The organism is Leptotrichia hongkongensis, assembly GCF_041538065.1.
Classification (GTDB): Bacteria; Fusobacteriota; Fusobacteriia; order Fusobacteriales; family Leptotrichiaceae; genus Leptotrichia; species Leptotrichia hongkongensis.
In genome coordinates this window covers 212993-236112 of record NZ_JBGORW010000002.1, presented here as the reverse complement: position 1 = coordinate 236112, position 23120 = coordinate 212993, and the positions used below count along the sequence as shown (strand labels likewise).

Here is a 23120-nt window from a genome sequence, read left to right as displayed (position 1 = left end):
TTCAGGAGTAGTAGCAACTATTACTAAATAGTTTTCTGTAAGGAACTTTCTTAAAGATAAAAAATAAAAATAATTATTGCAGATAATGAAAATATCTGTTATAATGATTAGAAATGTAATAGAAAAATAGTCCAAAAATATTAAATTAAAAAGAGAGATTAGGTTTTTATAATCTAATTTCTCTAGTTATTAAAATAAGCAGGACAAAAAAACAGGAGGAAAAACTTTGGATAAAATAAGAATATATTTACAATCTTATGATCACAAACTGTTAGATCAATCTGCTAAAAAAATTGCAGAAGTAGCTAAGAAAAATGGTTCAGAATTAGCAGGACCACTTCCATTACCTACAAAAACTAAAAAATATACAGTTTTAAGATCAGTTCACGTAAATAAAGATTCAAGAGAACAATTTGAAATGAGAATTCACAGAAGATTTGTAGAAATCAAAAATTCAAATCAACAAATCGTAAATGCATTAGCATCATTAAACTTACCATCAGGTGTGGGAGTTGAAATTAAGCAATCGTAGGCTTAGTACAAGTTGGCTATTTCAAGAAAATTGTCAACCAATATATTAAGGAGGAAAAATAAAAAATGATATTAGGTAAAAAAATCGGAATGACTCAAATTTTCGAAGACGAAAAATTAATTCCAGTTACAGTAATTGAAGCAGGGACTAACTTCATTACACAAATTAAAACTGAAGAAAAAGAAGGATATAATGCTATCACATTGGCTTATGGAGATAAAAAAGAAAAAAACACTACTAAACCATTATTAGGTGTATTTAAAAAAGCAGGAGTTACTCCAAAAAGATTTCTTAAAGAATTTAAAGTAGCTAATCCAGCTGACTTTACATTGGGACAAGAAATTAAAGTAGATGTATTAGAAGGTATCGAATTCGTTGATATTTCTGGGACTTCAAAAGGTAAAGGAACTGCAGGAGTTATGAAAAGACATAACTTTGGTGGAAACAGAGCTTCACACGGGGTTTCAAGAAACCACAGACTTGGAGGTTCTAACGCAGGAGGAGCTGCATCAAACAGTAATGTGCCAAAAGGTAAAAAAATGGCTGGAAGATTGGGAGCTGAAAAAGTAACAGTTCAAAACTTACAAGTTATAAAATTTGATGTAGAAAACAATCTTTTATTAGTAAAAGGTGCTGTTCCAGGACCAAAAAATGGTTATTTAGTTATCAAAAAATCGGTAAAGAAATATTAATAGGAAAGAGAGGAGGATAACATGCCAGTTTTAAATATATATAAATTAGACGGTTCACAAGCAGGAACTATTGAAGTAAATAACGACATATTTGGAATTGAACCAAATAAACACGTAATGCACGAAGTTTTAGTAGCAGAATTAGCTGAAGCAAGACAAGGATCTGCCTCAACAAAAACAAGAGCAGAAGTAAGAGGTGGAGGAAGAAAACCTTTTAGACAAAAAGGAACAGGAAGAGCAAGACAAGGATCTACAAGAGCACCACACATGGTAGGTGGAGGAGTAGTTCACGGACCAAAACCAAGAAATTATGCTAAAAAAGTAAATAAAAAAGTTAGAAAATTAGCTTTAAAATCAGCTTTAGCAACAAAAATTAATGAAGGAAATGTAATTGTGCTAGATGATTTTGCATTAGAAACGCCAAAAACAAAAACATTTATTAATTTTGCAAAAGCATTAAATTTTGATGGTGTAAAACAATTATATGTAACAAGTGATGACGCTGATAATATAGATAGAGATTATTTCTTATATTTATCAACAAGAAATATTGAAAAAGTTGCAGCAATAAATACAAGAGATTTAAGCATCTACTGGTTAATCAAACAAGATAAAGTAATTTTAACTAAAGAAGCTCTTGCAACTATCGAGGAGGTGCTAGCATAATGCATATTACTGATATTATCAAAAAACCTGTAATTAATACAGAAAAAGCAAGAAATTTATTAGAAAACAATGAATATGTTTTCATAGTAGATAGAAGAGCAAACAAACTTCAAATAAAAGATGCAGTTGAAAAACTATTCAATGTAAAAGTTGAAGGTGTAAATACTTTAAATATTAAACCAAAAAATAAAAGGTTCAGAATGTCAATGTATAAGACAGCCGCTATCAAAAAAGCAGTTGTTAAATTGAAAGATGGAGAATCTATTACGGCTTACGAAGGATAATAAAATTATAGTACTTAATAATTTCAAAAAATCTCTTTAATATAAAGAGTAATTATATTTTTTGTGGAAATTATTCGATAAAAATGCTATAATAGATAAGTTATGTAAATTTGTAGAAATTATTCAGTTTTTTGAATGATTTAAGAAAATAAAAATGAGAAATAGGAAGAGAGGGAACATAAGTTATGCCAATAAAAAAATTAAAACCGATGACTAGTGGGACACGGCATATGTCGATATTAGTTAATAAGGACTTAGATAAAGTAAGACCTGAAAAATCTTTAGTTGAACCATTAAATTCATCTTATGGAATTGACAACTATGGACATAGAACAGGTAGAAACAGACATAAAGGACACAAAAGATTATATAGAGTAATTGATTGGAAAAGAAATAAAATTGGAGTGCCTGCAAAAGTTGCAACTCTTGAATATGATCCAAACAGAACTGCAAACATCGCATTGTTACACTATGTTGATGGAGAAAAAAGATATATTTTAGCTCCAAACGGACTTAAAAAAGGTGATATCGTATTAGCAGGAGAAGGTGCAGATATCAAACCTGGAAATGCGTTGAAATTAAAAGACTTACCAGTAGGGACGGTTATTCACAATGTAGAACTTATGCCTGGTAAAGGTGGACAGCTAGCAAGATCAGCAGGAACAGCTGCAAGACTTGTTGCAAAAGAAGGAACTTACTGCCACGTGGAATTACCATCTGGAGAATTAAGACTTATTCATAAAGAATGTATGGCAACAGTTGGAACAGTAGGAAACTCTGAACATTCATTAGTATCATTAGGAAAAGCTGGAAGAAATAGACACTTAGGAAGAAAACCTCACGTTAGAGGATCTGTAATGAACCCTGTAGATCACCCACACGGAGGAGGAGAAGGAAGATCTCCAATAGGTAGAAAATCACCAGTTACACCTTGGGGTAAACCTACACTTGGTAAGAAAACTAGAGGTAAAAAACTTAGTGATAAATTTATTGTTAGAGGAAGAAAAAAATAATTGCTTAAAAGTTGAATTGATATCTCAAAATATATTAATGATATTTTTAAATAAAGAACGTAGAAATGGACTGTGCCAGTCAAATAAACACATAAAATATTTGAATAGAAATTTGGCTGAATATAAAAATATTGCTTAATACATTGAATTAAATATTAAAATGAGATGTATTGAGTAACATTTCTCGATTTAAAAAATGAAATAAGGAGGAAAGAATGTCTCGTTCATTAAAAAAAGGACCTTTTGTTGATGCGTATTTATTAGAAAAAATAGAAGCATTAGGAGGTAAAAAACAAGTTATTAAAACATGGTCTAGAAGATCAACTATATTCCCTCAATTTATTGGACATACTTTTGCAGTATATAACGGTAAAAAACATATTCCTGTATATGTAACTGAGGAAATGGTTGGACATAAGTTAGGTGAATTTGCGCCAACTAGAACTTTCTATGGACATGGAAAAGATGCTAAAAAAGGTAAAAAATAGAAATTAATATTTATAAATTAACGAAAGGAGAGGACTTTGAATGGCAGTAGTAGCTAAATTGAAATATCAAAGATTAAGCCCTCAAAAAGCAAGATTAGTTGCTGATATTGTAAGAGGAAAAAATGCACTGCAAGCATTGAATATATTAAAATTTACAAATAAAAAAGCAGCATTATATATAGAAAAAACATTAAGATCAGCAATTGCAAATGCTGAACATAATAATAATATGGATCCTGATAAACTGTTTGTATCAAAAATATTAATTGATAAAGGACCTGTATTAAAAAGAATCAGCCCAAGAGCAATGGGAAGAGCTGATGTTATTAGAAAACCGACAGCTCATATCACAGTAGAAGTTGATGAAAGAGAAGATTAATTCACAAAAATAAGGAGGTAAGTCTGTGGGACAAAAAGTAGATCCTAGGGGGATAAGATTAGGAATCACAAGAACTTGGGATTCAAAATGGTTCGCTGAGGGGAAAGAATACGTAACAAATTTTCATGAAGATTTGAAAATAAAAAAATATATTAAGAAAAACTATTACCATGCAGGGATTTCTTCTATTCAAATAGAAAGAACATCACCTACAGAAGTAGCAGTTATTATAGAAACTGGAAAAGCTGGAATTTTAATTGGAAGAAAAGGTCAAGAAATTGAAGCTTTAAAAGTAAAATTAGAAAAATTAACTGGTAAAAGAGTACAAATTAAAGTACAAGAAATCAAAAATCCTAATAAAGATGCTCAATTAGTAGCAGAAAGTATTGCAACTGCAATTGAAAAAAGGGTTGCTTATAAAAGAGCAGTTCAACAAGCTATTCAAAGAGCAGAAAAAGCTGGGATTAAAGGAATTAAAGTTATGGTATCGGGAAGATTGAATGGTGCCGAAATTGCAAGAAGTGAATGGACACTTTCAGGAAGAGTACCACTACATACTTTAAGAGCAGATGTTGATTATGCAACAGCTACTGCACACACTACATACGGTGCTTTAGGATTAAAAGTATGGATATTTAATGGTGAAGTTCTTTCTACTACAAAGGAAGGAGAAAACGAATAATATGTTAATACCTAAAAGAACGAAATATAGAAAACAGTTCAGAGGAAAAATGGGTGGCGTAGCAACTAAAGGAAATAAAGTTGATTTTGGTGAATTTGGACTTGCCGCTAGAGAATTTGGTTGGATTACTTCAAGACAAATAGAAGCTTGTAGGGTAACGATTAATAGAACATTTAAAAGAGAAGGTAAAATTTGGATTAGAATATTCCCTGATAAACCTTATACAAAAAGACCTGAAGGAACAAGAATGGGTAAAGGTAAAGGTAATGCAGAAGGTTGGGTAGCAGTAGTTAAAAAGAATAAAATAATGTTTGAAGTTGGCGGAGTATCAGAAGAGAAAGCCAAGGAAGCGTTAAGAAAAGCTGGACATAAACTACCTATAAAAGTTAAATTTGTAAGAAAAGAAGAAGTAGGTGGTGATAAGTAATGACAATTAACGAAATTAGAGAATTATCATTGGAAGAATTGGAAGTTAAAGTAAATGAATTGAAACAAGAATTGTTTAATTTAAAATTTCAAAAAACTCTTGGACAATTACAAAACACTGCTAAAATACGAGATGTTAAAAGAACAATAGCAAGACTAAAAACTGTTGTAACTGAAAAAACTGGTAAATAGGAGGATCAAGAGTGGAAAATAAAAGAAACGAAAGAAAAGTAAGAGAAGGAATCGTTGTTTCTAACAAAATGGATAAAACTGTAGTTGTTCTTGAAGAAACAATGAAATTACACAAACTTTATAAAAAGAGAGTAAAAACTTCTAAAAAATATAAAGCACATGATGAAAACAATGATTGTGGAATCGGAGATAAAGTGCAAATTATGGAAACTAGACCATTAAGTAAAGATAAAAGATGGAGAGTTGTTACAATCTTAGAAAGAGCTAAATAATTTAATCTTATTAAAAAAATTGCTTGATGTTTTATTTTCAATATTAAAACGGAAGAAGATAGTGTGAGTTAACATTTGAGAGGAGGAAATTTTAAATGGTTCAACAACAAACGATACTTAATGTTGCTGATAACACTGGAGCTAAAAAAATCATGGTTATTAGAGTATTAGGTGGATCAAGAAGAAGATTCGGTAAAATAGGAGACATCGTAGTAGCAAGTGTAAAAGAAGCTATACCAAACGGAAACGTAAAAAAAGGTGATGTAGTAAAAGCTGTAATCGTTAGAACTAGAAAAGAATTAAAAAGAGCAGACGGTTCATATATAAAATTTGATGATAATGCGGCTGTTATATTAAATACAGCATTAGAAGTAAGAGGAACAAGAATTTTTGGACCTGTAGCAAGAGAATTAAGAGCTAAAAACTTTATGAAAATAGTTTCTCTAGCACCAGAAGTATTATAGGAAGGAGAGTTAAACGTGGCTAAACCAAATTTAAAATCAGTACCTAAAAAATTACATGTTAAAACTGGAGATACAGTTATTGTGATTAGCGGTAGATCAAAAGATTTGTTGCGTAATGAAAAGAGTACACAAACTGGAGATAAAGGAAAAATTGGAAAAGTATTAAAAGTATTCCCTAAAACTGGAAAAATAATTGTTGAAGGTGTAAATATCAAAAAAAGACATATTAAACCTAATGCAATGAACCCACAAGGCGAAGTTGTAGAAAGAGAAATGCCAATCTTCTCATCTAAAGTAATGCTTTGGGATGAAGGAGCAGGGAAACCTACAAGAGTAAGAAAAGAAATAAGAGATGGTAAAAAAGTAAGAATATCAGTTGTATCTGGTAACGAAATATAATATTTTAGAGAGGAGGATGTCATAAATGGCTGAAAAATATATTCCAAGATTACAGAAATTATACAAAGATGAAATTGTTTCATCACTAATGAAAGAATTAAACTTATCTAATGTTATGCAAGTACCTAAACTTGATAAAATCGTAGTTAATATGGGGATTGGAGAAGCAGTAAGCAATTCTAAATTAATCGATACAGCAATTGCTGAATTATCACAAATTACAGGGCAACAGCCTGTACCAAGAGCAGCTAGAAAATCAGAAGCTGGATTTAAATTAAGAGAAGGACAAAAAATTGGAGCAAAAGTTACATTAAGAAAAGAAAAAATGTATGAATTCCTAGACAGATTAATTAGTATCACATTACCAAGGGTAAGAGATTTTGAAGGTGTTTCACCTAAAGGATTTGATGGAAGAGGAAACTATACATTGGGATTGAAAGAACAAATCGTATTCCCTGAAATCGAAATTGATAAAGTAGATAAAATCTTCGGATTAGGAATTACAATTGTATCTACAGCACAAAATGATGAGCAAGGAAGAGCTTTATTAAAAGCATTCGGAATGCCGTTTGCAAAATAGTATTATTTTGAAGGAGGTGTAATTTAATCAATGGCTAAAAAAGCAATGGTTGAAAGAAACTTAAAAAGACAAAAAACAGTTGATAAATATGCAGCTAAAAGAGCTGAGTTAAAAGAAAGAGCTAAAAAAGGTGATAGAGAAGCAGTTTTAGAATTATCTAAATTACCAAGAAATGCTTCGCCTACAAGAGTTAGAAATAGATGTCAAATTAACGGAAGACCAAGAGGATATATGAGAGAATTTGGTATTTCAAGAGTTATGTTCAGACAATTAGCAGGAGAGGGAGTTATCCCAGGAGTAAAAAAATCAAGTTGGTAATTTTGAGAGGAGGAAGAATTAATGTATTTAACAGATCCTATTGCTGATATGCTTACTAGAATCAGAAACGGAAACATGGCTAAACATGCACAAGTTGCAGTACCATTTTCAAGAATTAAAGAAAGTATAGCAAATATATTAAAAAATGAAGGATATATAAACGGTTACGAAATTAAAGAAGAAGGAGCTATAAAAAATATAGTTGTTTCTTTAAAAACTGTAGATGGAGAAGCTGTAATTAAAGGATTGAAAAGAATTTCAAAACCTGGAAGAAGAGTTTACACATCTGTAGAAAATTTACCTAAAGTTTTAGGTGGATTAGGAATTGCCATTGTCTCAACACCACAAGGTGTTATTACAGACAAGGAATGCAGAAAGCATAATGTTGGTGGAGAAGTTCTTTGCTACGTGTGGTAATTTACGCATTTTATAAATTAGGAGGATAAACAATGTCAAGAATAGGTAAGAAACCTATAACTATACCTGCTGGTGTTGAAGTTAAGCAGGATGGGAACACTTTTACTGTAAAAGGGCCAAAAGGACAATTAGTAAGAGAATTAAGCAGTGAAATTAAAGTAAATATTGATGGTAACGAAATTACGTTTGAAAGACCAAATGATTTACCAAATATCAGAGCTCTTCATGGAACTACAAGAGCAAACTTAAACAATATGATTGTTGGAGTAAGTGAAGGATTTACTAGAGGATTAGAATTAGTCGGAGTAGGTTACAGAGTACAAGCTAGCGGAAAAGGATTAACTTTATCTTTAGGATATTCACATCCAGTTGAAATTGAAGCAGTAGAAGGAATCACTTTTAAAGTTGAAGGAAATACTAAAATTTCTGTTGAAGGAATTGATAAACAATTAGTTGGACAAGTTGCTGCAAACATCAGAGCTAAACGTCCACCTGAACCATATAAAGGAAAAGGTGTTAAATACGCTGATGAAGTAATTAGAAGAAAAGAAGGTAAGAAAGGATAGGAGGTAGATTTTAATGGTAAAAAAACTTGATAGAAATAAATTAAGACAAAAAAAACATAGAAGTATTAGAAGAAAAATCGTTGGAACTGCTGAAAGACCTAGACTTGCTGTGTATAGAAGTTTACAAAATATCTTTGTTCAAGTAATTGATGATACTACAGGAAATACTTTAGTTTCTGCGTCAACTATTGAAAAAGGTGCAAAAATTGAAAAAGGTTCAAATATTGAAGCAGCTAAACAAATAGGAGAAAGAATTGCTAAAAAAGCATTAGATAAAGGGATTACTGCTGTTGTATTCGACAGAGGAGGATACGTGTACACAGGAAGAGTTAAAGCTGTGGCAGATGCTGCAAGAGAAGCAGGATTAAAATTCTAAAGATAAGGAGGATTTATTTTGGCTAGAGATAGAGATAACAGAGAAAGAGAAAGTGAATATAAAGAAAGACTTTTAAGAATAAGCAGAGTTTCTAAAACTGTTAAAGGAGGAAGAAGAATTTCATTCTCAGTATTAGCAGCTGTTGGAGATGAAAAAGGAAAAGTAGGTATCGGTTTAGGAAAAGCTAACGGTGTACCTGATGCAATCAGAAAAGCCATCGCAAATGCTAAGAAAAACTTAGTAAATGTTTCATTAAAAGGTGGAACATTACCACATGAGCAAATTGGTAAATATAATGCAACATCTGTATTATTGAAACCAGCTTCAAAAGGGACAGGAGTTATCGCTGGTTCAGCAACCAGGGAATTATTAGAGTTAGCAGGTGTAAAAGACGTGCTTACAAAAATTAGAGGTTCAAAAACTAAAGATAACGTTGCAAGAGCAACTTTAGAAGGATTAAAACAATTGCGTTCTCTTGAAGATGTAGCAAGACTTAGAGGAAAATCAGTTGAAGAAATTTTAGGATAATAAGGTTAGGAGGTAAAATTAATGTCTAAAGTAAAAGTAACGCTTGTAAAAGGAATTAATGGAAGAAAACCTAATCATGTTGCGACTGTAAAATCACTTGGATTAAGAAAAATCAGTCAAAGTGCAGTTCATAATAAAACTGCTGATATTGAAGGAAAAATTAAATTAGTTTCTTATTTACTTAAAGTAGAGGAGGTTTAAAATAGATGAATCTTAATGAATTAAGACCTGCTGCTGGATCGAAAAGAGAAAGAAGAAGAGTAGGAAGAGGACACGGAACTGGTTGGGGAAAAACAGCTGGTAAAGGTCACAATGGACAAAAACAAAGATCAGGTTCTTATGTATCACCTATATTTGAAGGTGGACAAATGCCTATTATTAGAAGAATCCCTAAAAGAGGATTTTCTAATTCACCATTTAAAAAAGATATAATAGCAATTACATTGGCTGATATCGTAGAAAAATTTAACGATGGAGATGTAGTTAGCTTACAAACATTAGTTGAAAATGGAATAATTAAAAACCCTAAATTTATAACAAAATATTCTGATGGAGCTTTGAGAAATGTAAAAGGTAGAAAAGCAGTAAAAGAGTATTTAAATGCAAATATTGAATCTTATGTTAAAGAAAAAGATTTTACAAGTGTTTTAAAAATTATAGGGAATACAGAAGTTAACAAAAAATTAACTGTAAAAACACATAAAATTTCTAAGACAGCTAAAGAATTAATTGAAAAAGCTGGAGGAAGTGTAGAATTAGTAGAAATAAAATCATATTCAGCTAAAGCAGGAAATAATAAAAAAGAAGATGGGAATAAGTAAGATTTAATATCTTGCTTTTTCTTCATATACTAAAGGAGTGATAGAATTGACTCTAGCTGAAGCAGTAACAAGCAGGGTAAAAGCTATTTTTAATATACCCGAACTAGAAAAAAGAGTAACATTTACATTACTTATGATAATGGTTGCAAGAGTTGGAATTCATATAGCAGTTCCGGGAATTAATACAGAAGCTTTTAAAAATTTCCAGCAGGGAAATGCAATTGCTCAATTTTTAAACTTATTTTCGGGTGGAGCTGTTGAAAGAGCTTCAATTTTTGCTTTGGGAATTGTCCCATATATTAATGCTTCCATTGTATTTCAATTGTTAGGAGTAATTTTCCCTAAAATAGATGAAATGCAAAAGGAAGGTGGAAAAGAACGTGATAAAATTACGCAATGGTCGAGATATGTAACGATTGTGCTGGCAGTAATTCAATCATTTGGAATTGCAGTATTAATGCAAAATCAAGGATTGGTTTTAGAACCAGGTCCTAAATTCATACTTAGTACAGTAGTTCTTATTACAGGTGGAACTTCGTTCTTAATGTGGATTTCTGAGAGAATTTCAATAAGAGGTATTGGAAATGGTACATCAATGTTAATTTTCTTAAATATTGTTGCAGGACTTCCATCTGTTATTAGTGCAATGTTTAATGGTTTACCTAGTGGAATGGGAAAAGTTCTATTAGTGTTATCAATCGTAGCATTTGTGGTATTTATTGCATTAATGGTAATTGTACAGCTTGCTGAAAGAAGAATTCCTATTCAATATGCAGGGAAAGGAAGTCTTGGATTTGGTGGAGGACAAAGTACTGTTGGGAAAAGAACATATTTACCATTAAAAATAAATATGTCTGGAGTAATGCCGATAATCTTTGCGTCAGTATTGATGGCAGCACCGCCGTTTTTAGTTTCAATGATGAAAGCTGGAAGTTTGAAAAACTTTTTGACAGCTCAGTTTGAACCAAAAGGTGTTTTATATCTATTATTATTTGCAATATTAATTACAGTATTTTCATTTTTCTATACTCTTACAATTGCTTTTGATCCTGATAAGGTTGCTGATGATTTGAAGCAAAGTGGAGGAACAATTCCTACAGTAAGGGCAGGAAGAGAAACTGCTGACTATTTAGAAAAAGTTGCAACAAGAGTAACATTTGGAAGTGCAATATTCTTATCATTATTAGGTATTATGCCAAATATCTGGTTTGGATATGTTTTAAAACTTCCAGTTATGCTTGGAGGAACAAGTTTACTAATCTTAGTTGGGACAGCAGTAGAATTATTGTTACAAATAGATTCTTACCTAGCGGTTAAGCAAATGAAAGGTTTTATAAACAAAAAAAATCGTTAAGAATAGTATAAATAAAATATTTTTGAAGTACACTTAATTGTGTACTTTTTTATTTTTTTGGAAGGATTATTCATTGCGGTAAATATTCATTTTTGATAATTAAACTTGTAATAAAATTATCATAGAACAGACTAATTCTTTCTATAGTTATCTATAGTTAAATAAATAAAAGTTCTGTCTACTAGTTGAAATTATATTTTAAAATAGTTAATAAGTATCAAAAAATCCCACAATAAATTTGTATATAAAAATATTTTTGAAATTTTAATTTATATATGATATACTAATAAAGTAAATAAAAAATAATAGGAGGATTATTATGAAAAAATTAATTTTATCGATTTTTATGATCACAGCATTAGCTTCTTTTGCTGAAGGAAATACAGTTGATGTTAGAGCAGGGTTTGATTTCAGTTCAAAAGCAAAAATCAAAGATGAAAATGGAAGTTTTGATTTATTAAAAAGAGGGTTTGAACTTGGTGCAGAATATAGAAAAAATTTAGGAACAGGATTTGAAGTTGGAGGAGGTATATTTTATAAGACAAACAGCTTTAAGAAAAATGCCATTGATGAAGCTCTTATTGACGATGGTACAACAGGAGATGTATATCCAACAAATGTAACAAGTAAAAAATTCAATGCATTTCCAATTTATGCAACTGCAAGATACAATTTTACTACACCTTCAGAAGATATAGTTCCTTATGTAAAAGCTAACTTAGGATACTCAATAAATTCAGGTAAATTAGAATCTAAATATACAACAAATACTTCGACATATCCAGATGTAGCAGGAAGAATAGATGAAAGTTATAAATTAAAAAATGGATTGTATTATGGACTTGGTACAGGATTAAAATACAAAAATTTCTTTGTTGATTTATCTTACAATGTAATTAGAAGTAAAGTTGAAAATAGATTTATGAGTTCTGCTCAATCTATTGGTGGTTCTACAACATATGAATATGATAAATGGAATACAAAAGTTAATAACAAATTTGTTACATTAAGCTTTGGATATAGTTTCGGATTCTAAAATAAAAAGATCTCTAATTTAGAACAATTTCTATTTTAGAGATTTTTTATTTACGATTCTTAATTGTGAATTTAATTTTTTAAATATTTTTTTCTCAAAAAATATGAAATAAATTCCAATATAATTGCTACACCAAATATTAGATATACAAATACCCCAATTTCTCTTATATCAAAGTACATGGTTCCAGCCATAAACATATCATAACCAATTCCTCCTGCTCCAGCTGCAGCTCCTACTAATACAGCATTTGTAAAGTTTATTTCAAAACGGATGAATGTCCAGGATAGAATGGAAGTTACAGTGCTTGGTAAAATTCCTTGAAAAATAATTTTCCAGAATGATGCTCCAGTTGCTTTTAGAGCTTCTATAATACCGTTATCTATTTCTTCGATACTTTCAGAATAGGCTTTTACAAGGTAGGCGACACTATGGAAAGTCATACCAATAATAGCTGCTTCAACACCAATATTTGCAACGACTGAAAATACCATAACCCATAATATTGTTGGAATTGCACGAATAAATGTAATTCCTATTTTGACAGCTTTTGATATATACGAGCTTGATAAATTTTTAGCTGCAAAAAACGAAAAAAACAATGCAATAAATGATCCGATTATTGTGGTAAGTACGGCAAGGGCGATTGTTACAGCAAGGCTAAGAAATACTTGGCTATATGTGTATCTGTCAGACAATCTTGGGGAAAAGAACATTGTCTTTAAGTCTTTAAAAAAATGTACAGTTGCTTTAGCAATATTCACATTATCAAAATCCATTGTAATTAATGTATAAATTGTAATAATTGACAAAACAGATAAAGTTGTGTATAGATAGAATCTTGATTTTGTAAATTTTCTAATTTTTATTTTTTTCAAAGGATATTCACCTTCTTTCTGTTTGATATTTACATCAGTTCATTTCTAAGTTTGTTTGAGAGCATTTCTATTCCGATTACAATAACGGTAACAACTAGAATTACCAGTCCTGCGGCATCGTAACGAAAACTTTTATAATACAGGCTGAATGTAAATCCAATTCCAGTTCCTGTTAAAATACCAACTAAAGTTGATTCACGAACTCCAGTTTCAATAAAGAAAAGAAGCCATGATACAAGTTGTGAAGAGACACTTGGAATAACTCCACAAAATATTATTTGAAAGTATGAAGCTCCTACTGATTTTAGGGCTTCAATTACGTCGCCCGCAACATCGTCAATTGTTTCAGAAAAGGCACGTGTAAGATAGCCAAATGTAATTAGGAATAATGCGAGAAAGCCTGTAAATTGGCTCTGTTTGAATGAAAATACCAGTATTAATGCCCATGCTACGATTGGAATATTCCTAAAAAAAGAAGCAATTACTTTTGTTATAACTTTGGTAAAAATATTTATTCCAGTCGAGTTTGAACCAATTATTGCAAGAAAAAGGGCAAAAATTGATGAAATCATTGTGGAAGTTATAGCAAGCAGGACAGTCTTTAATGCTGAATCTAAAATTTCAGGAAAATACTGCAGAGCATTTTGTGTAGGAATAAATTTTTGTAAAAGCCAAAAGATTCCAGCTGGAATTGAAGAAAATGCCATTCCATTCTGGAAGCCTGAAATAACAGATGAAATCCCGTAAAGTATTACAATTGTTGATAACAGTATAATTTTTGAATAAAATCGCTGTTTAAAAATATCTTTTTTTGTTAAATTCATAAAATCTCCTTATTTTATCAAATTTATTCTTCATCCTTATAAATAAATTCAACCATTTTTTCTGTAAGTTTTTCTGCCTTATCATCAAAAATTTTTTCTCCTTTGTTAAGTGCAATTATTCTATCTGAATATTTTTTTGCAATGTCAACTTGATGAAGATTTACAATACACGTAATTTTTAGTTCCGTAACAATTTTTTTTAGATAATCCATTATGTTTTCAGCAGTTTTTGGATCAAGTGAGGCGATTGGCTCATCACAAAGAAGCAATTTTGGTTTTTGCATGATTGCCCTTGCAATACCGACACGCTGCTTTTGTCCACCTGAAAGTTCACTACATTTTTGATAAGCGTATTTAGTCATATTTACTCTTTCTAGAAAGCTAAAAGCTTCTTTTTTTTCTTCCTCTGAATAAATACCCAATATTCCAGCAATTATTGATTTATAACCAAGCCGTCCATGAAGTACGTTTTCAATAACAGTTAGCCTTTCCACAAGATTATAACTTTGAAAAATCATTCCAATTTCTCGTCTTACAAGTTCGATTTGTGTTTTTTTCAAGCTCTCAATATTTTTATCTTCAAATAAAATTGAGCCTTGTGAAATATCAATCATTTTGTTGATACTTCTAAGTAATGTTGATTTTCCAGAACCTGATGGACCAATAACCGATATAAATTCTCCTTTTTCTACATCGAATGAAATATTTTTCAAGGCATTTGTTCCGTTATTATATTTTTTTGAAACATTTTTTATACTTAATAACATAAAAAATTCCTTTCTAAATGATTTTACTATACAAATAATATTTTAAAAAATAAGGCATATCAATCTTGGTATGCCTAAAAACTTTTATTTATTTCCAATATTAATTTTGCTAGTGTTCTGATTGCTATTTTGTTTTTCTGTATTATTATTTGTGTTACTGTTATTGCTATTGACAGAGCTTGGATTACTTAAAACATTAATAGTAGAATTATTATTTTGACTATTATTTTCAGCAGTTTCATTGGCTGTCTGTTCAAATGTGATAATTGTTCCTAGTGATAGCAAGTCTCTTTGAAGTTTATCAAGTTTATTTTTTTGGACATATACATTATCAATTAATGTTTCGATATTTTTGTTGTCTTCTTCATATTTAGACATAATTTGCTGATAATTATTATTTCTTAGGTTTTCAATTTTTTGAGTCAGCAATGTTTTTTCCTCGTCAGTTAATACAGTATGATTTAAATTTTTGAAATTGCTGTTTTCTAAAATAAGTTCTGAGGCAAGTTTTACAATTCTTCCTTCAAGTAAATCATTTTTTGAATATTCAATAAGAGAACTTATTTTATTGATTGCAAATAAAGTTTTGGAAGTGAAATTATCTTTGTTATAAGTAATTTCATAACCATTATTAAGCCCTTTTATCAATGCTTTTGAATTATTTTCCAATAAAACTTCTCCATTTATCTGCGAGTTGTTTCCATTTAGCCCTTTAACCACAATTTTACCATCATTAATATTTATATCCGAAATTCTTATGTTTAAATCCTTTATCTCTTTTATAAGGGAAGTAGCTTTTAAAGCTGTATTTAATGAAGTTTCTAAATTTTTTCCTTTGTCTAGGAATATATATAGATTCATATTTTGAACATTATTGTTAGAATTATTGTTAAAATCATTCAATGAAATCTCTTTTTCAAGCTTAGTCAAATTATCAGAAACATTTGCAAGTGCAATATCCCTTTCAAGCTCAATTTCAGAAATATTTTTTTCAATGTTCTCTTTTTCAGAATTGATAGATTTTATTAATGGCTTAATTTCGTTATTTAATTCTACAATTTTTTGAGCCTTGCTCTTCAAGTCTGTAAGCCCTACATAGTCTTTTTTCAGAACATTAATTTTTTCAATATTCTCTTTCCATTTGCTGTTAATAAGGTTGTTTGTATTATTTGACAATGTTGTAACCTTATCAGTTGTTTCCTTGATAAAATCTGCAGTTGTTTTGTCAGATTTTTCTTGAGAAGTAAGAGAATTTATTTTTTCAGTAAAAGTGTCAATCTGAGAATTTTTTTCTTTATATATGCTTTCAAGATTTACATCATCCAATTTCAAATTAGATAATGTTAATTTTGGTACAAGGTTAAATAGTCCGCTTTGTACAATGCCAACTGTAGCTCGACCTTTTCCAAGACTTTTTCCATTGACTACAAAATTATCGAAAGTCATTTCACTGTTTCTTACAGAAAATTTTACATTTTCAAATTCCGAATTTTTTGATTTTGTCATATATGTGACAATATTGCTGGAAAACATCACGCCAAAAAGCATCATAACCAAAGCTATTAATATAAGACTTAATAAATATTTCAAAATTTTCACAAAAAACCTCCTTTTGAGATATGTTAAAACTTTTTAATATCAAGCTTCTATAAGATTAAATAATTAACTTGAAGCTTGGGTTTAAAGAAGTTTTACTATAGTTTTTACATCAAATAAGCTGTCAAAAATAGATGTTATAAATTTATATCTATTTAAAACAGCTCCTTTCCAAATTTTTAAAAGTTTTAGATTATTTAATATTTTTTAATGCTTCATCCATATTTGATAATTTAAATTCATCAGAAATCGATTTTAGGTAAGTTTGTTGTTCAATCTGCCTTTTCTGATTTCTTAACTGAGTTTTGATACCTTCTTTAACGCTTTCAAAAGGTATCAGTCCTTTAGGATTTCTTTCAAGAACTTTCACGATATACAAACTTTTTCCATCATTTACAACTTTGTTAACAACTTGTCCTGCCTTAACATCCTTGATAGCTTCACTTACTGACCCAAATCGGCTTGCTAGCTGGCTTAGAAGAATTGATTGTGTCTGTCCGCTTTGTTCAGTTCCAGGATTGTATTGATTTACGTAAGCAGTAAAATTATTAGGATTTGCAACAGCTTCCTTTAATGCCTGCTCAGCTTTTGCTGTATCAGTAGGCTGGAATACTATAACTTGCAGTCGTACTGAATCTTCAGGCTGTGTAAAACTAGCTTGGTTGGCATCGTAGGCAGCTTTAGCATCAGCATCTGTAATTTTGGCTCTTTCGTTGATTTCGCTTAATGTTGCAAGGCTTGCCAGTAATTGTTCCTGTAAAATTTCTTGGCTTTGTGTATATTTCTTGTCTTTATCAAGTTTTTTTTCTTTTGCTTTCAGGGCAAGAGCTCTATTTAGAGCGATATTTTTAATAATAGAATGTTTCATTTGTGTAATTTGCTCAGGAGTAAGCTCTTTTTCAGAAATTCCACTAGAAAATAGACTTTTTTCCAGTTCGTTATTAACTTCCTTTTCATAAACTTTTATTTTTTTGTCTGACGATTCGAATAGTACTTTACCTCCGTTACTATTTCCACAAGATAACGCAAGTGTGCATAATGCTGTCAAGATAACTATTTTAAATTTATTTTTCATTTTTTCTTTTCCTCCAAAATGGTTTTATGTTTTTAAGATTATGTCTTTAGTATATCATAACATTACAAACATTTCAAACTTTATTAAAAAAACAACAAATGAAAATAGATTAAAGAAAATTTATTCATTTTTCAGTTTTTTGTAAATTAAATCAAGGCATTTGCGTTTATATTCAGTCTTTGGATGAACGTAAAGATTTAGAGTAGTATTCATGTTGGCGTGTCCTAAAATTTCAGAAATGGTCTTGCAGTCAATTCCAAGTTCAACGGCCTGTGTTGCGAAAGTATGGCGAAGGCTGTGAAATTTGAGTTTTGGGAGATTTAGAAAGTGAAGAAGTTTTTGATAGTAATATCGGTAGCAATGAGGCTTTAAATAATTCGTGCTATTTGTAATAAAGTAGTTATTTTTATTTTGTTGAAACGGTTTTATTAAATTTATAAAATCAATATTAAGAGGAATTATGCGATTGGAAGTTTTTGTTTTTGGAGTGCTAATAATTGTTTTAGAGTAGGATTTGTTTTTTTCTTTTATATAAATTTTCTGTAAAGTTCTGCAAATAGTCAGAGTACTTTTTTCTAAATTTATATCCTGCCATTGTAGTCCACATATTTCCCCAAGTCGCAGTCCTGTTTGCAGACAAAGTAAAATTCCCAGATTTTTTGAATTCTGATTATTTATCAAATATTTAAAAAGTATCTTTTGTTCTTCAACAGAAAAAGTTTTTAAATGTGATTTTGAAAAGGAAGAGGGGAATTTGCATTGAAAATTTTGAAAAGGTATCAGTTTATTTTGAGTTGCAGTCTTTAAAGTATTCTTTATAAGCACAGTCATATCCTTGACAGTCTTTAGTGCAAGCCCTTTTTCCAAATTTTTCTTTGAAGTGCTTAGTTTTAAGATAATAAAATTTTGTAAATCTTCATTTGTAATATTATTGATTTTCTTTTTTCCAAGCACAGGCTTTAAGTGATTTTCGATAATATTAGTATAAGTTGCATAAGTCGATTCCTTTATAAAAAATCTTTCTTTTTCCATCCAAATATCTAGCCATTCTTCGTATTTCAAGTTTTTGTTTAAATGTTTTTTTGCAGCCATATTTTCCTCCTAAATTTAGTTTTTTATATTTTACTAAATTATTGGAAAAATGTTTAGTAAATTTAATTAAGTTTATTACTTAATTCATAAAATTTATTTCACTAAGTATTATACCATAAAATCATATATTTTTGTTATTTTTTTCATACTATACAAATGAAATTAATAGTCTTTTCTACTAAATCTTATTTTTACTGTTAATAAATATTCTTCCTATAATTTTTATATTTTTTCTTTTTTATAAAGTAAAGGGGATCAATCGCCATCCCCTTTACAATCCCCGCTTGTCTCAGCATTTTTTGAAAACAAAATTGAAACTCGCTACGTTAAACTTCGCTCAAACAGTCAATTTTATTTCCAAAAAATCACGACATTCTTAATTTAACTATGAAAAATAATTTAATAAAAACAAATATTGAGCAAAATTAATTAAATATCCTTACATAAAGAATTAAGTAATAAACTTTGTTGAAAGAGGGAAATTCGAGGTTGTAAAAACTAAAATGTAGAGGATATTGAGAGAATGGGAAATTCAGCAAAAAAATTTATTGAAAAAATAAATGAAGTTTTGGCAGAAAAAGAGAATGCTGTGGTAAATATCATTAATGATAAATTAACCATATCAGTTTTTACGGCATTGGAAAAAAATTTGAAAAATGTGAAGGAAATAAATTTTATTATAAGAGATACAAAGTTTATTCCTAAAAATAATGAAATATCAAGGGAATTTGAGATAACGCCTAATGATATTTTGTATAATTCTTATGATATAAAGGAGAAAAATAAGTTAAAGCATTTTGCTAAGGCAAAGGCTATGTATGATTTTATAAAAAATAACGTAAATATCAGAAAAGTAAAGCCATATCAGAAAGTAAACGGAAATATTTTAATAATTGATGATGATTTTATGATTCAGGGAACATCATCACTTGAAATATACGAAAAAAGGACAAATCGCTATGATTTTGATACAACAATAAAAGGAGAATCAGAAAAATCCCAGATACTTGGCATGTCGAGAATATATGATGAAATTTGGAATAATAATGATGTAACACAGGATTATAAACAGGAATTATTAGAAAGCCTTGAATTTGTTTATAAAAATTATGATCCTGAATTCTTGTATTACTTTACGTTAAATGAGCTTTTTGGAGATAAGCTAGACAGTGGAGTTGAGAGATTTGAAAAAGACAGTGATAAATTTAAAAAAACTGAAATATGGAATTCGCTTTTTGATTTTCAGAAGGACTGTGTTGTTTCGGCTATACAGAAATTACAGAAATATGGAGGATGTATAATTGCTGATTCAGTGGGATTAGGAAAGACTTTTGAAGCTTTGGCAGTAATCAAGTATTTTGAAATAAGAAATGATAATGTATTAGTTCTTACACCGGCAAAACTTTATGATAACTGGCGTTCTTTTACTGGAAGTTATAAAGATAGCTTTTTGGATGAAATGTTTAATTACAAAATTATGTTTCATACAGATTTATCGAGAACTAAGGGAGAATCAAAATCAGGATATGAATTGAGCAGATTTGACTGGTCAAAATTTGATTTGGTAGTTATTGATGAGTCACATAATTTCAGAAATAGAATTGCAAAATATGATGAAAATGATGAGTTAATAATGAACAGATACTTTAAATTACTTCATAATGTAATAAAAAATGGAAAAAATACAAAAGTACTACTGCTATCGGCGACACCAGTAAATAATAGCCTTGTGGACTTGAAAAATCAGATTTCCATTATAACAGGAGATAATGACAATGCTTTTAATGAAGAAGGTATTTCAAGCGTGGGATATTTATTGAAAAAGGCGACACAAGTTATAAATGACTGGGAAAAAGAAGGAAGCCAGAAAAAAGATGAGTTACTGGATAACTTGCCATCAGATTTTTATAAACTGCTGGAAATGATGACAATATCAAGAAGCAGAAAACATATTACAAATTATTATGGAACAAAGAATATAGGAAAATTCCCACAAAAAAACAAGCCGATAACTTATTATTCTGAAATTGATAAAGAAAATGAACTTTTAGACTTTAAATATACAAATTCACTTTTGGAAGAACTGAATTTATCAGTATACACACCGACTAAATTTATAAAAAGTGAAAAATTAGCCTATTATATCAATAAATATAAGTTATCAGGAAATCGTGGCGGGAAACTGGACTTTGATACACAATCAAAAGGGCTTATTTACTTGCATAGAGTGAATTTATTTAAAAGGCTGGAAAGTTCTGTTTATTCTTTTTCTGAAACGTTGAAAAGACTGATTGAAAATATTGACAAGACAATAAATAACTTACAGAGAGGACAGCCGATTGAAGAAAATCTTGATGTGGAAAATGAAGATGAAATCTATATTGAAAGAAGTAAATATGAAATAAAGGTAGAAGATTTGAGAATAAATGCCTATCTTGAGGAGTTGTATAACGATAGAGATATTGTAAAAAAAATATATGATGAAACATTGATTTTATTGAAAGAAGATAGGGATAACAAGATTCATGAACTGGAAAAAATTGTGGAAAATAAGGTTGAAAATACACCATATAATGAAGGGAATAGAAAAATACTTATTTTTACAGCATTTGCAGACACAGCAGACTATATCTATTCTGAGCTGTTAAAAAAATTCGATTGTAAAGATATTAGCATTGCAAGTGTTACAGGTAAAGGAGTGAAAACTTCAAATAAAAAAGTAAGAGAAGACTTTCATAGCATTTTGAGTGCATTTTCGCCAAAGTCCAAAATGAAAATTGAAATTCCACAAGATGAGCAGATAGATATTATAGTAGGAACAGACTGTATTTCAGAAGGACAGAATTTACAGGACTGTGACACTGTAATAAACTTTGATATTCAGTGGAATCCTGTGTCGCTTATTCAGAGATTTGGAAGAGTGGACAGAATTGGAAGTAGAAATGACAAAATACAGATGATTAATTTCTTTCCGAATGCAGATCTGAATGAATATTTGGACTTGGAGAGAAGAGTAAAAGGGAAAATGACAACATTAAATATCGCTTCTACTGGGGATGAAGATATGCTTAATCCTGAAATGAATGATTTTAACTTTAGGAAAAGACAGCTGGAAAAACTGAAGGATGAAGTGATAGATATAGAAGATACGAATGAAAATATTTCATTGACAGACCTTAATATGAACGAATATCTGTATGAACTTTCAAATTATGTGAATAATCATAAGGAAATAAACAAAATACCAAAAGGAATTTATTCTGTAACTGAAGGTGAACAGAAGGGAGTATTGTTCTGCTTTAAACATAGTAAAAATGATGCTAAACCTAAAAATGATAGTTCCCTTTATCCTTATTACCTGATTTTTGTAGGAAATAATAAAGAAATTTTATTTAAAAACAGTCAGGCAAGGGAAGTTATAAAACTTTTCAGGCAGCTTTGCTATGAAAAAAATGAAGTTCAGGAGAAAGTTTTAAAGGAATTTTTTAAAGATACGAAAAATGCTACTGAAATGGGATTTTATTCAGAATTGCTTAATACAGCAGTAAACAGCATAAAAGGTGAAGAGGAAGAAAAGGCTGTTCAGACAGTGTTTGATTTTTCAGGATTTAACAACAATTTTAAAGATGACACAACAGATGATTTTGAGTTGGTATCTTTTCTGGTGGTGGGTTAAATGATAAATATGCCCGAAAGATATGAAGTAAATCAGGAAATAAAATTGAAAAATCTTATTCTGAAGGAATTTAAACCTATTGAAAAAAAGAAAATAAAAGAATACATAAAATCAGTAACATTGAAATATATGATAAATAATGAGGAGATTCCAAGTGTAGAAGATGAAAAATATAATTTTAAGGTAATTCAGTATTTTGATTTTGAAATAACTGATATAAAAAAAGCTGGATTTCTTGCCAATCTATATCAGGAATCAATAAAAACACCTTGTGTATTAAGATTTTACGATAATTCAAAAGAGTTGTATTCATTAGCTTTAAAAAGATTAAATCAAAATGACAGAAATGAAATAGTTGTTACAGATACTGTAATGACTGAAATATTTGACTTGTCAATGTCAAGTTCAGCAAAAAGGGAAGTGGAAGAAGTTTTAGACTATTCTAAAACACTGAATCGAACTAACAAAGTTAATTTTTATTCAGAAATATTTATAAAAAATTACATTTTAAAAAATCGGAAGTATTATCAGAAATCAGGAAATATTTTAGAAAGTTTAATATGGTATGACAGAAACAAAATGATTAATGTTTTTGAAAATTTTAAAAATCTTGTGATGTACAAGGAAAAAATAAAATCAACTATTAGAAATAGTGAGAAAATAGAAATTAATAAAAAAATCAGAGAGATAATTTCTGAATTGGATAAATATTAGAATTTTGGAGGAA

Annotated in this window: 31 protein-coding genes; 25 read left to right on the top strand and 6 right to left on the bottom strand. The window is 29.6% G+C overall.

The features are described 5' to 3' along the window. Positions 1 to 226 precede the first annotated feature (226 nt). The 23 genes from rpsJ to ACEG17_RS02615 all read left to right on the top strand — a co-directional run bounded on the left by rpsJ (position 227) and on the right by ACEG17_RS02615 (position 12485). On the top strand, positions 227 to 532 hold the full coding sequence (gene rpsJ, locus ACEG17_RS02725; protein WP_012806349.1) for a 30S ribosomal protein S10: 306 nt from the start codon (positions 227 to 229) through the stop codon (positions 530 to 532). Positions 533 to 597: 65 nt separating this feature from the next. Further along, entirely contained in the window at positions 598 to 1224 is a 627-nt protein-coding gene (gene rplC, locus ACEG17_RS02720; protein WP_021744147.1) for a 50S ribosomal protein L3, read from the top strand. A gap of 21 nt (positions 1225 to 1245) precedes the next feature. Beyond that, positions 1246 to 1890: a 50S ribosomal protein L4 gene (rplD, locus tag ACEG17_RS02715; protein ID WP_147004750.1), complete on the top strand. Its 645-nt coding sequence runs from the start codon at positions 1246 to 1248 to the stop codon at positions 1888 to 1890. Next, positions 1890 to 2174: a 50S ribosomal protein L23 gene (gene rplW, locus ACEG17_RS02710; RefSeq protein ID WP_021744149.1), complete on the top strand. Its 285-nt coding sequence runs from the start codon at positions 1890 to 1892 to the stop codon at positions 2172 to 2174. Before rplD ends, rplW begins: the two co-directional genes overlap by 1 nt. A gap of 185 nt (positions 2175 to 2359) precedes the next feature. Next, positions 2360 to 3187 (top strand): 50S ribosomal protein L2, encoded by an 828-nt coding sequence (gene rplB / locus ACEG17_RS02705; RefSeq protein ID WP_147004751.1) that lies wholly within the window; start codon positions 2360 to 2362, stop codon positions 3185 to 3187. A gap of 215 nt (positions 3188 to 3402) precedes the next feature. Continuing rightward, entirely contained in the window at positions 3403 to 3675 is a 273-nt protein-coding gene (rpsS, locus tag ACEG17_RS02700) for a 30S ribosomal protein S19 (protein WP_021744152.1), read from the top strand. 40 nt (positions 3676 to 3715) lie between these two features. After that, on the top strand, positions 3716 to 4054 hold the full coding sequence (rplV, locus tag ACEG17_RS02695; protein ID WP_147004752.1) for a 50S ribosomal protein L22: 339 nt from the start codon (positions 3716 to 3718) through the stop codon (positions 4052 to 4054). Between the two features lie 25 nt (positions 4055 to 4079). After that, on the top strand, positions 4080 to 4736 hold the full coding sequence (rpsC, locus tag ACEG17_RS02690; protein WP_147004753.1) for a 30S ribosomal protein S3: 657 nt from the start codon (positions 4080 to 4082) through the stop codon (positions 4734 to 4736). A 1-nt stretch (position 4737) separates the two neighbouring features. Next, positions 4738 to 5163, top strand: a complete 426-nt coding sequence (gene rplP, locus ACEG17_RS02685) for a 50S ribosomal protein L16 (protein ID WP_018451265.1) — start codon at positions 4738 to 4740, stop codon at positions 5161 to 5163. Beyond that, entirely contained in the window at positions 5163 to 5354 is a 192-nt protein-coding gene (gene rpmC, locus ACEG17_RS02680; RefSeq protein ID WP_006806082.1) for a 50S ribosomal protein L29, read from the top strand. Before rplP ends, rpmC begins: the two co-directional genes overlap by 1 nt. Before the next feature lie 11 nt (positions 5355 to 5365). Next, positions 5366 to 5626 (top strand): 30S ribosomal protein S17, encoded by a 261-nt coding sequence (gene rpsQ / locus ACEG17_RS02675; protein ID WP_018451266.1) that lies wholly within the window; start codon positions 5366 to 5368, stop codon positions 5624 to 5626. Between the two features lie 95 nt (positions 5627 to 5721). Then, positions 5722 to 6090, top strand: coding sequence for a 50S ribosomal protein L14 (gene rplN, locus ACEG17_RS02670; protein ID WP_021744156.1), 369 nt, complete (start codon positions 5722 to 5724; stop codon positions 6088 to 6090). Positions 6091 to 6105: 15 nt separating this feature from the next. Continuing rightward, positions 6106 to 6489, top strand: coding sequence for a 50S ribosomal protein L24 (rplX, locus tag ACEG17_RS02665; protein ID WP_012806358.1), 384 nt, complete (start codon positions 6106 to 6108; stop codon positions 6487 to 6489). Between the two features lie 25 nt (positions 6490 to 6514). Continuing rightward, entirely contained in the window at positions 6515 to 7069 is a 555-nt protein-coding gene (gene rplE / locus ACEG17_RS02660) for a 50S ribosomal protein L5 (protein ID WP_021744158.1), read from the top strand. Positions 7070 to 7099: 30 nt separating this feature from the next. Beyond that, complete coding sequence (rpsN, locus tag ACEG17_RS02655; RefSeq protein WP_012806360.1) at positions 7100 to 7387, top strand: 30S ribosomal protein S14; 288 nt, start codon at positions 7100 to 7102, stop codon at positions 7385 to 7387. 21 nt (positions 7388 to 7408) lie between these two features. Beyond that, positions 7409 to 7804 (top strand): 30S ribosomal protein S8, encoded by a 396-nt coding sequence (gene rpsH / locus ACEG17_RS02650; RefSeq protein WP_006806076.1) that lies wholly within the window; start codon positions 7409 to 7411, stop codon positions 7802 to 7804. Between the two features lie 32 nt (positions 7805 to 7836). Then, on the top strand, positions 7837 to 8370 hold the full coding sequence (gene rplF / locus ACEG17_RS02645) for a 50S ribosomal protein L6 (protein WP_021744159.1): 534 nt from the start codon (positions 7837 to 7839) through the stop codon (positions 8368 to 8370). A gap of 13 nt (positions 8371 to 8383) precedes the next feature. Beyond that, a complete protein-coding gene (rplR, locus tag ACEG17_RS02640; RefSeq protein ID WP_147004755.1) occupies positions 8384 to 8746 on the top strand; it encodes a 50S ribosomal protein L18 in 363 nt (120 codons plus the stop codon). 18 nt (positions 8747 to 8764) lie between these two features. After that, on the top strand, positions 8765 to 9274 hold the full coding sequence (gene rpsE / locus ACEG17_RS02635; protein ID WP_021744161.1) for a 30S ribosomal protein S5: 510 nt from the start codon (positions 8765 to 8767) through the stop codon (positions 9272 to 9274). A 21-nt stretch (positions 9275 to 9295) separates the two neighbouring features. Further along, positions 9296 to 9475 (top strand): 50S ribosomal protein L30, encoded by a 180-nt coding sequence (gene rpmD / locus ACEG17_RS02630; RefSeq protein WP_006806072.1) that lies wholly within the window; start codon positions 9296 to 9298, stop codon positions 9473 to 9475. Between the two features lie 5 nt (positions 9476 to 9480). Continuing rightward, positions 9481 to 10095 carry a 50S ribosomal protein L15 gene (gene rplO / locus ACEG17_RS02625; RefSeq protein ID WP_372582444.1) on the top strand — a complete coding sequence of 205 codons (615 nt, stop codon included), beginning with the start codon at positions 9481 to 9483 and terminating at the stop codon, positions 10093 to 10095. A gap of 46 nt (positions 10096 to 10141) precedes the next feature. After that, a complete protein-coding gene (gene secY / locus ACEG17_RS02620) occupies positions 10142 to 11449 on the top strand; it encodes a preprotein translocase subunit SecY (protein WP_299575053.1) in 1308 nt (435 codons plus the stop codon). 319 nt (positions 11450 to 11768) lie between these two features. After that, on the top strand, positions 11769 to 12485 hold the full coding sequence (locus ACEG17_RS02615) for an outer membrane beta-barrel protein (RefSeq protein WP_372582443.1): 717 nt from the start codon (positions 11769 to 11771) through the stop codon (positions 12483 to 12485). A gap of 71 nt (positions 12486 to 12556) precedes the next feature. On the opposite strand, the gene ACEG17_RS02610 is transcribed toward ACEG17_RS02615, so the two are convergent. The 6 genes from ACEG17_RS02610 to ACEG17_RS02585 all read right to left on the bottom strand — a co-directional run bounded on the left by ACEG17_RS02610 (position 12557) and on the right by ACEG17_RS02585 (position 18717). Then, positions 12557 to 13363, bottom strand: coding sequence for a PhnE/PtxC family ABC transporter permease (locus ACEG17_RS02610; RefSeq protein ID WP_039901265.1), 807 nt, complete (start codon positions 13361 to 13363; stop codon positions 12557 to 12559). A gap of 29 nt (positions 13364 to 13392) precedes the next feature. Next, positions 13393 to 14187, bottom strand: coding sequence for a PhnE/PtxC family ABC transporter permease (locus ACEG17_RS02605; RefSeq protein WP_299570989.1), 795 nt, complete (start codon positions 14185 to 14187; stop codon positions 13393 to 13395). A gap of 23 nt (positions 14188 to 14210) precedes the next feature. Beyond that, complete coding sequence (gene phnC, locus ACEG17_RS02600) at positions 14211 to 14954, bottom strand: phosphonate ABC transporter ATP-binding protein (protein ID WP_021744166.1); 744 nt, start codon at positions 14952 to 14954, stop codon at positions 14211 to 14213. Between the two features lie 84 nt (positions 14955 to 15038). Next, a complete protein-coding gene (locus ACEG17_RS02595; RefSeq protein ID WP_372582442.1) occupies positions 15039 to 16553 on the bottom strand; it encodes a hypothetical protein in 1515 nt (504 codons plus the stop codon). Positions 16554 to 16743: 190 nt separating this feature from the next. Then, positions 16744 to 17625, bottom strand: a complete 882-nt coding sequence (locus ACEG17_RS02590; RefSeq protein ID WP_372582441.1) for a peptidylprolyl isomerase — start codon at positions 17623 to 17625, stop codon at positions 16744 to 16746. A 120-nt stretch (positions 17626 to 17745) separates the two neighbouring features. Continuing rightward, positions 17746 to 18717, bottom strand: coding sequence for a site-specific integrase (locus ACEG17_RS02585; RefSeq protein ID WP_372582440.1), 972 nt, complete (start codon positions 18715 to 18717; stop codon positions 17746 to 17748). A 523-nt stretch (positions 18718 to 19240) separates the two neighbouring features. Here ACEG17_RS02585 and ACEG17_RS02580 point away from each other — a divergent pair. Further along, positions 19241 to 22393 (top strand): helicase-related protein, encoded by a 3153-nt coding sequence (locus ACEG17_RS02580; RefSeq protein ID WP_372582439.1) that lies wholly within the window; start codon positions 19241 to 19243, stop codon positions 22391 to 22393. After that, on the top strand, positions 22394 to 23107 hold the full coding sequence (locus ACEG17_RS02575) for a DUF4391 domain-containing protein (protein WP_372582438.1): 714 nt from the start codon (positions 22394 to 22396) through the stop codon (positions 23105 to 23107). Positions 23108 to 23120: the final 13 nt, after the last annotated feature.

Coding starts and splice junctions, on each gene's coding strand:
- rplC (WP_021744147.1), top strand. CDS start 598: ATGATATTAGGTAAAAAAATCGGAATGACTCAAATTTTCGAAGACGAA.
- rplD (WP_147004750.1), top strand. CDS start 1,246: ATGCCAGTTTTAAATATATATAAATTAGACGGTTCACAAGCAGGAACT.
- rplW (WP_021744149.1), top strand. CDS start 1,890: ATGCATATTACTGATATTATCAAAAAACCTGTAATTAATACAGAAAAA.
- rplB (WP_147004751.1), top strand. CDS start 2,360: ATGCCAATAAAAAAATTAAAACCGATGACTAGTGGGACACGGCATATG.
- rpsS (WP_021744152.1), top strand. CDS start 3,403: ATGTCTCGTTCATTAAAAAAAGGACCTTTTGTTGATGCGTATTTATTA.
- rplV (WP_147004752.1), top strand. CDS start 3,716: ATGGCAGTAGTAGCTAAATTGAAATATCAAAGATTAAGCCCTCAAAAA.
- rplP (WP_018451265.1), top strand. CDS start 4,738: ATGTTAATACCTAAAAGAACGAAATATAGAAAACAGTTCAGAGGAAAA.
- rpmC (WP_006806082.1), top strand. CDS start 5,163: ATGACAATTAACGAAATTAGAGAATTATCATTGGAAGAATTGGAAGTT.
- rplN (WP_021744156.1), top strand. CDS start 5,722: ATGGTTCAACAACAAACGATACTTAATGTTGCTGATAACACTGGAGCT.
- rplE (WP_021744158.1), top strand. CDS start 6,515: ATGGCTGAAAAATATATTCCAAGATTACAGAAATTATACAAAGATGAA.
- rpsN (WP_012806360.1), top strand. CDS start 7,100: ATGGCTAAAAAAGCAATGGTTGAAAGAAACTTAAAAAGACAAAAAACA.
- rpsH (WP_006806076.1), top strand. CDS start 7,409: ATGTATTTAACAGATCCTATTGCTGATATGCTTACTAGAATCAGAAAC.
- rplF (WP_021744159.1), top strand. CDS start 7,837: ATGTCAAGAATAGGTAAGAAACCTATAACTATACCTGCTGGTGTTGAA.
- rplR (WP_147004755.1), top strand. CDS start 8,384: ATGGTAAAAAAACTTGATAGAAATAAATTAAGACAAAAAAAACATAGA.
- rpmD (WP_006806072.1), top strand. CDS start 9,296: ATGTCTAAAGTAAAAGTAACGCTTGTAAAAGGAATTAATGGAAGAAAA.
- rplO (WP_372582444.1), top strand. CDS start 9,481: ATGAATCTTAATGAATTAAGACCTGCTGCTGGATCGAAAAGAGAAAGA.
- ACEG17_RS02615 (WP_372582443.1), top strand. CDS start 11,769: ATGAAAAAATTAATTTTATCGATTTTTATGATCACAGCATTAGCTTCT.
- ACEG17_RS02605 (WP_299570989.1), bottom strand. CDS start 14,187: ATGAATTTAACAAAAAAAGATATTTTTAAACAGCGATTTTATTCAAAA.
- phnC (WP_021744166.1), bottom strand. CDS start 14,954: ATGTTATTAAGTATAAAAAATGTTTCAAAAAAATATAATAACGGAACA.
- ACEG17_RS02590 (WP_372582441.1), bottom strand. CDS start 17,625: ATGAAAAATAAATTTAAAATAGTTATCTTGACAGCATTATGCACACTT.
- ACEG17_RS02585 (WP_372582440.1), bottom strand. CDS start 18,717: ATGGCTGCAAAAAAACATTTAAACAAAAACTTGAAATACGAAGAATGG.
- ACEG17_RS02580 (WP_372582439.1), top strand. CDS start 19,241: ATGGGAAATTCAGCAAAAAAATTTATTGAAAAAATAAATGAAGTTTTG.
- ACEG17_RS02575 (WP_372582438.1), top strand. CDS start 22,394: ATGATAAATATGCCCGAAAGATATGAAGTAAATCAGGAAATAAAATTG.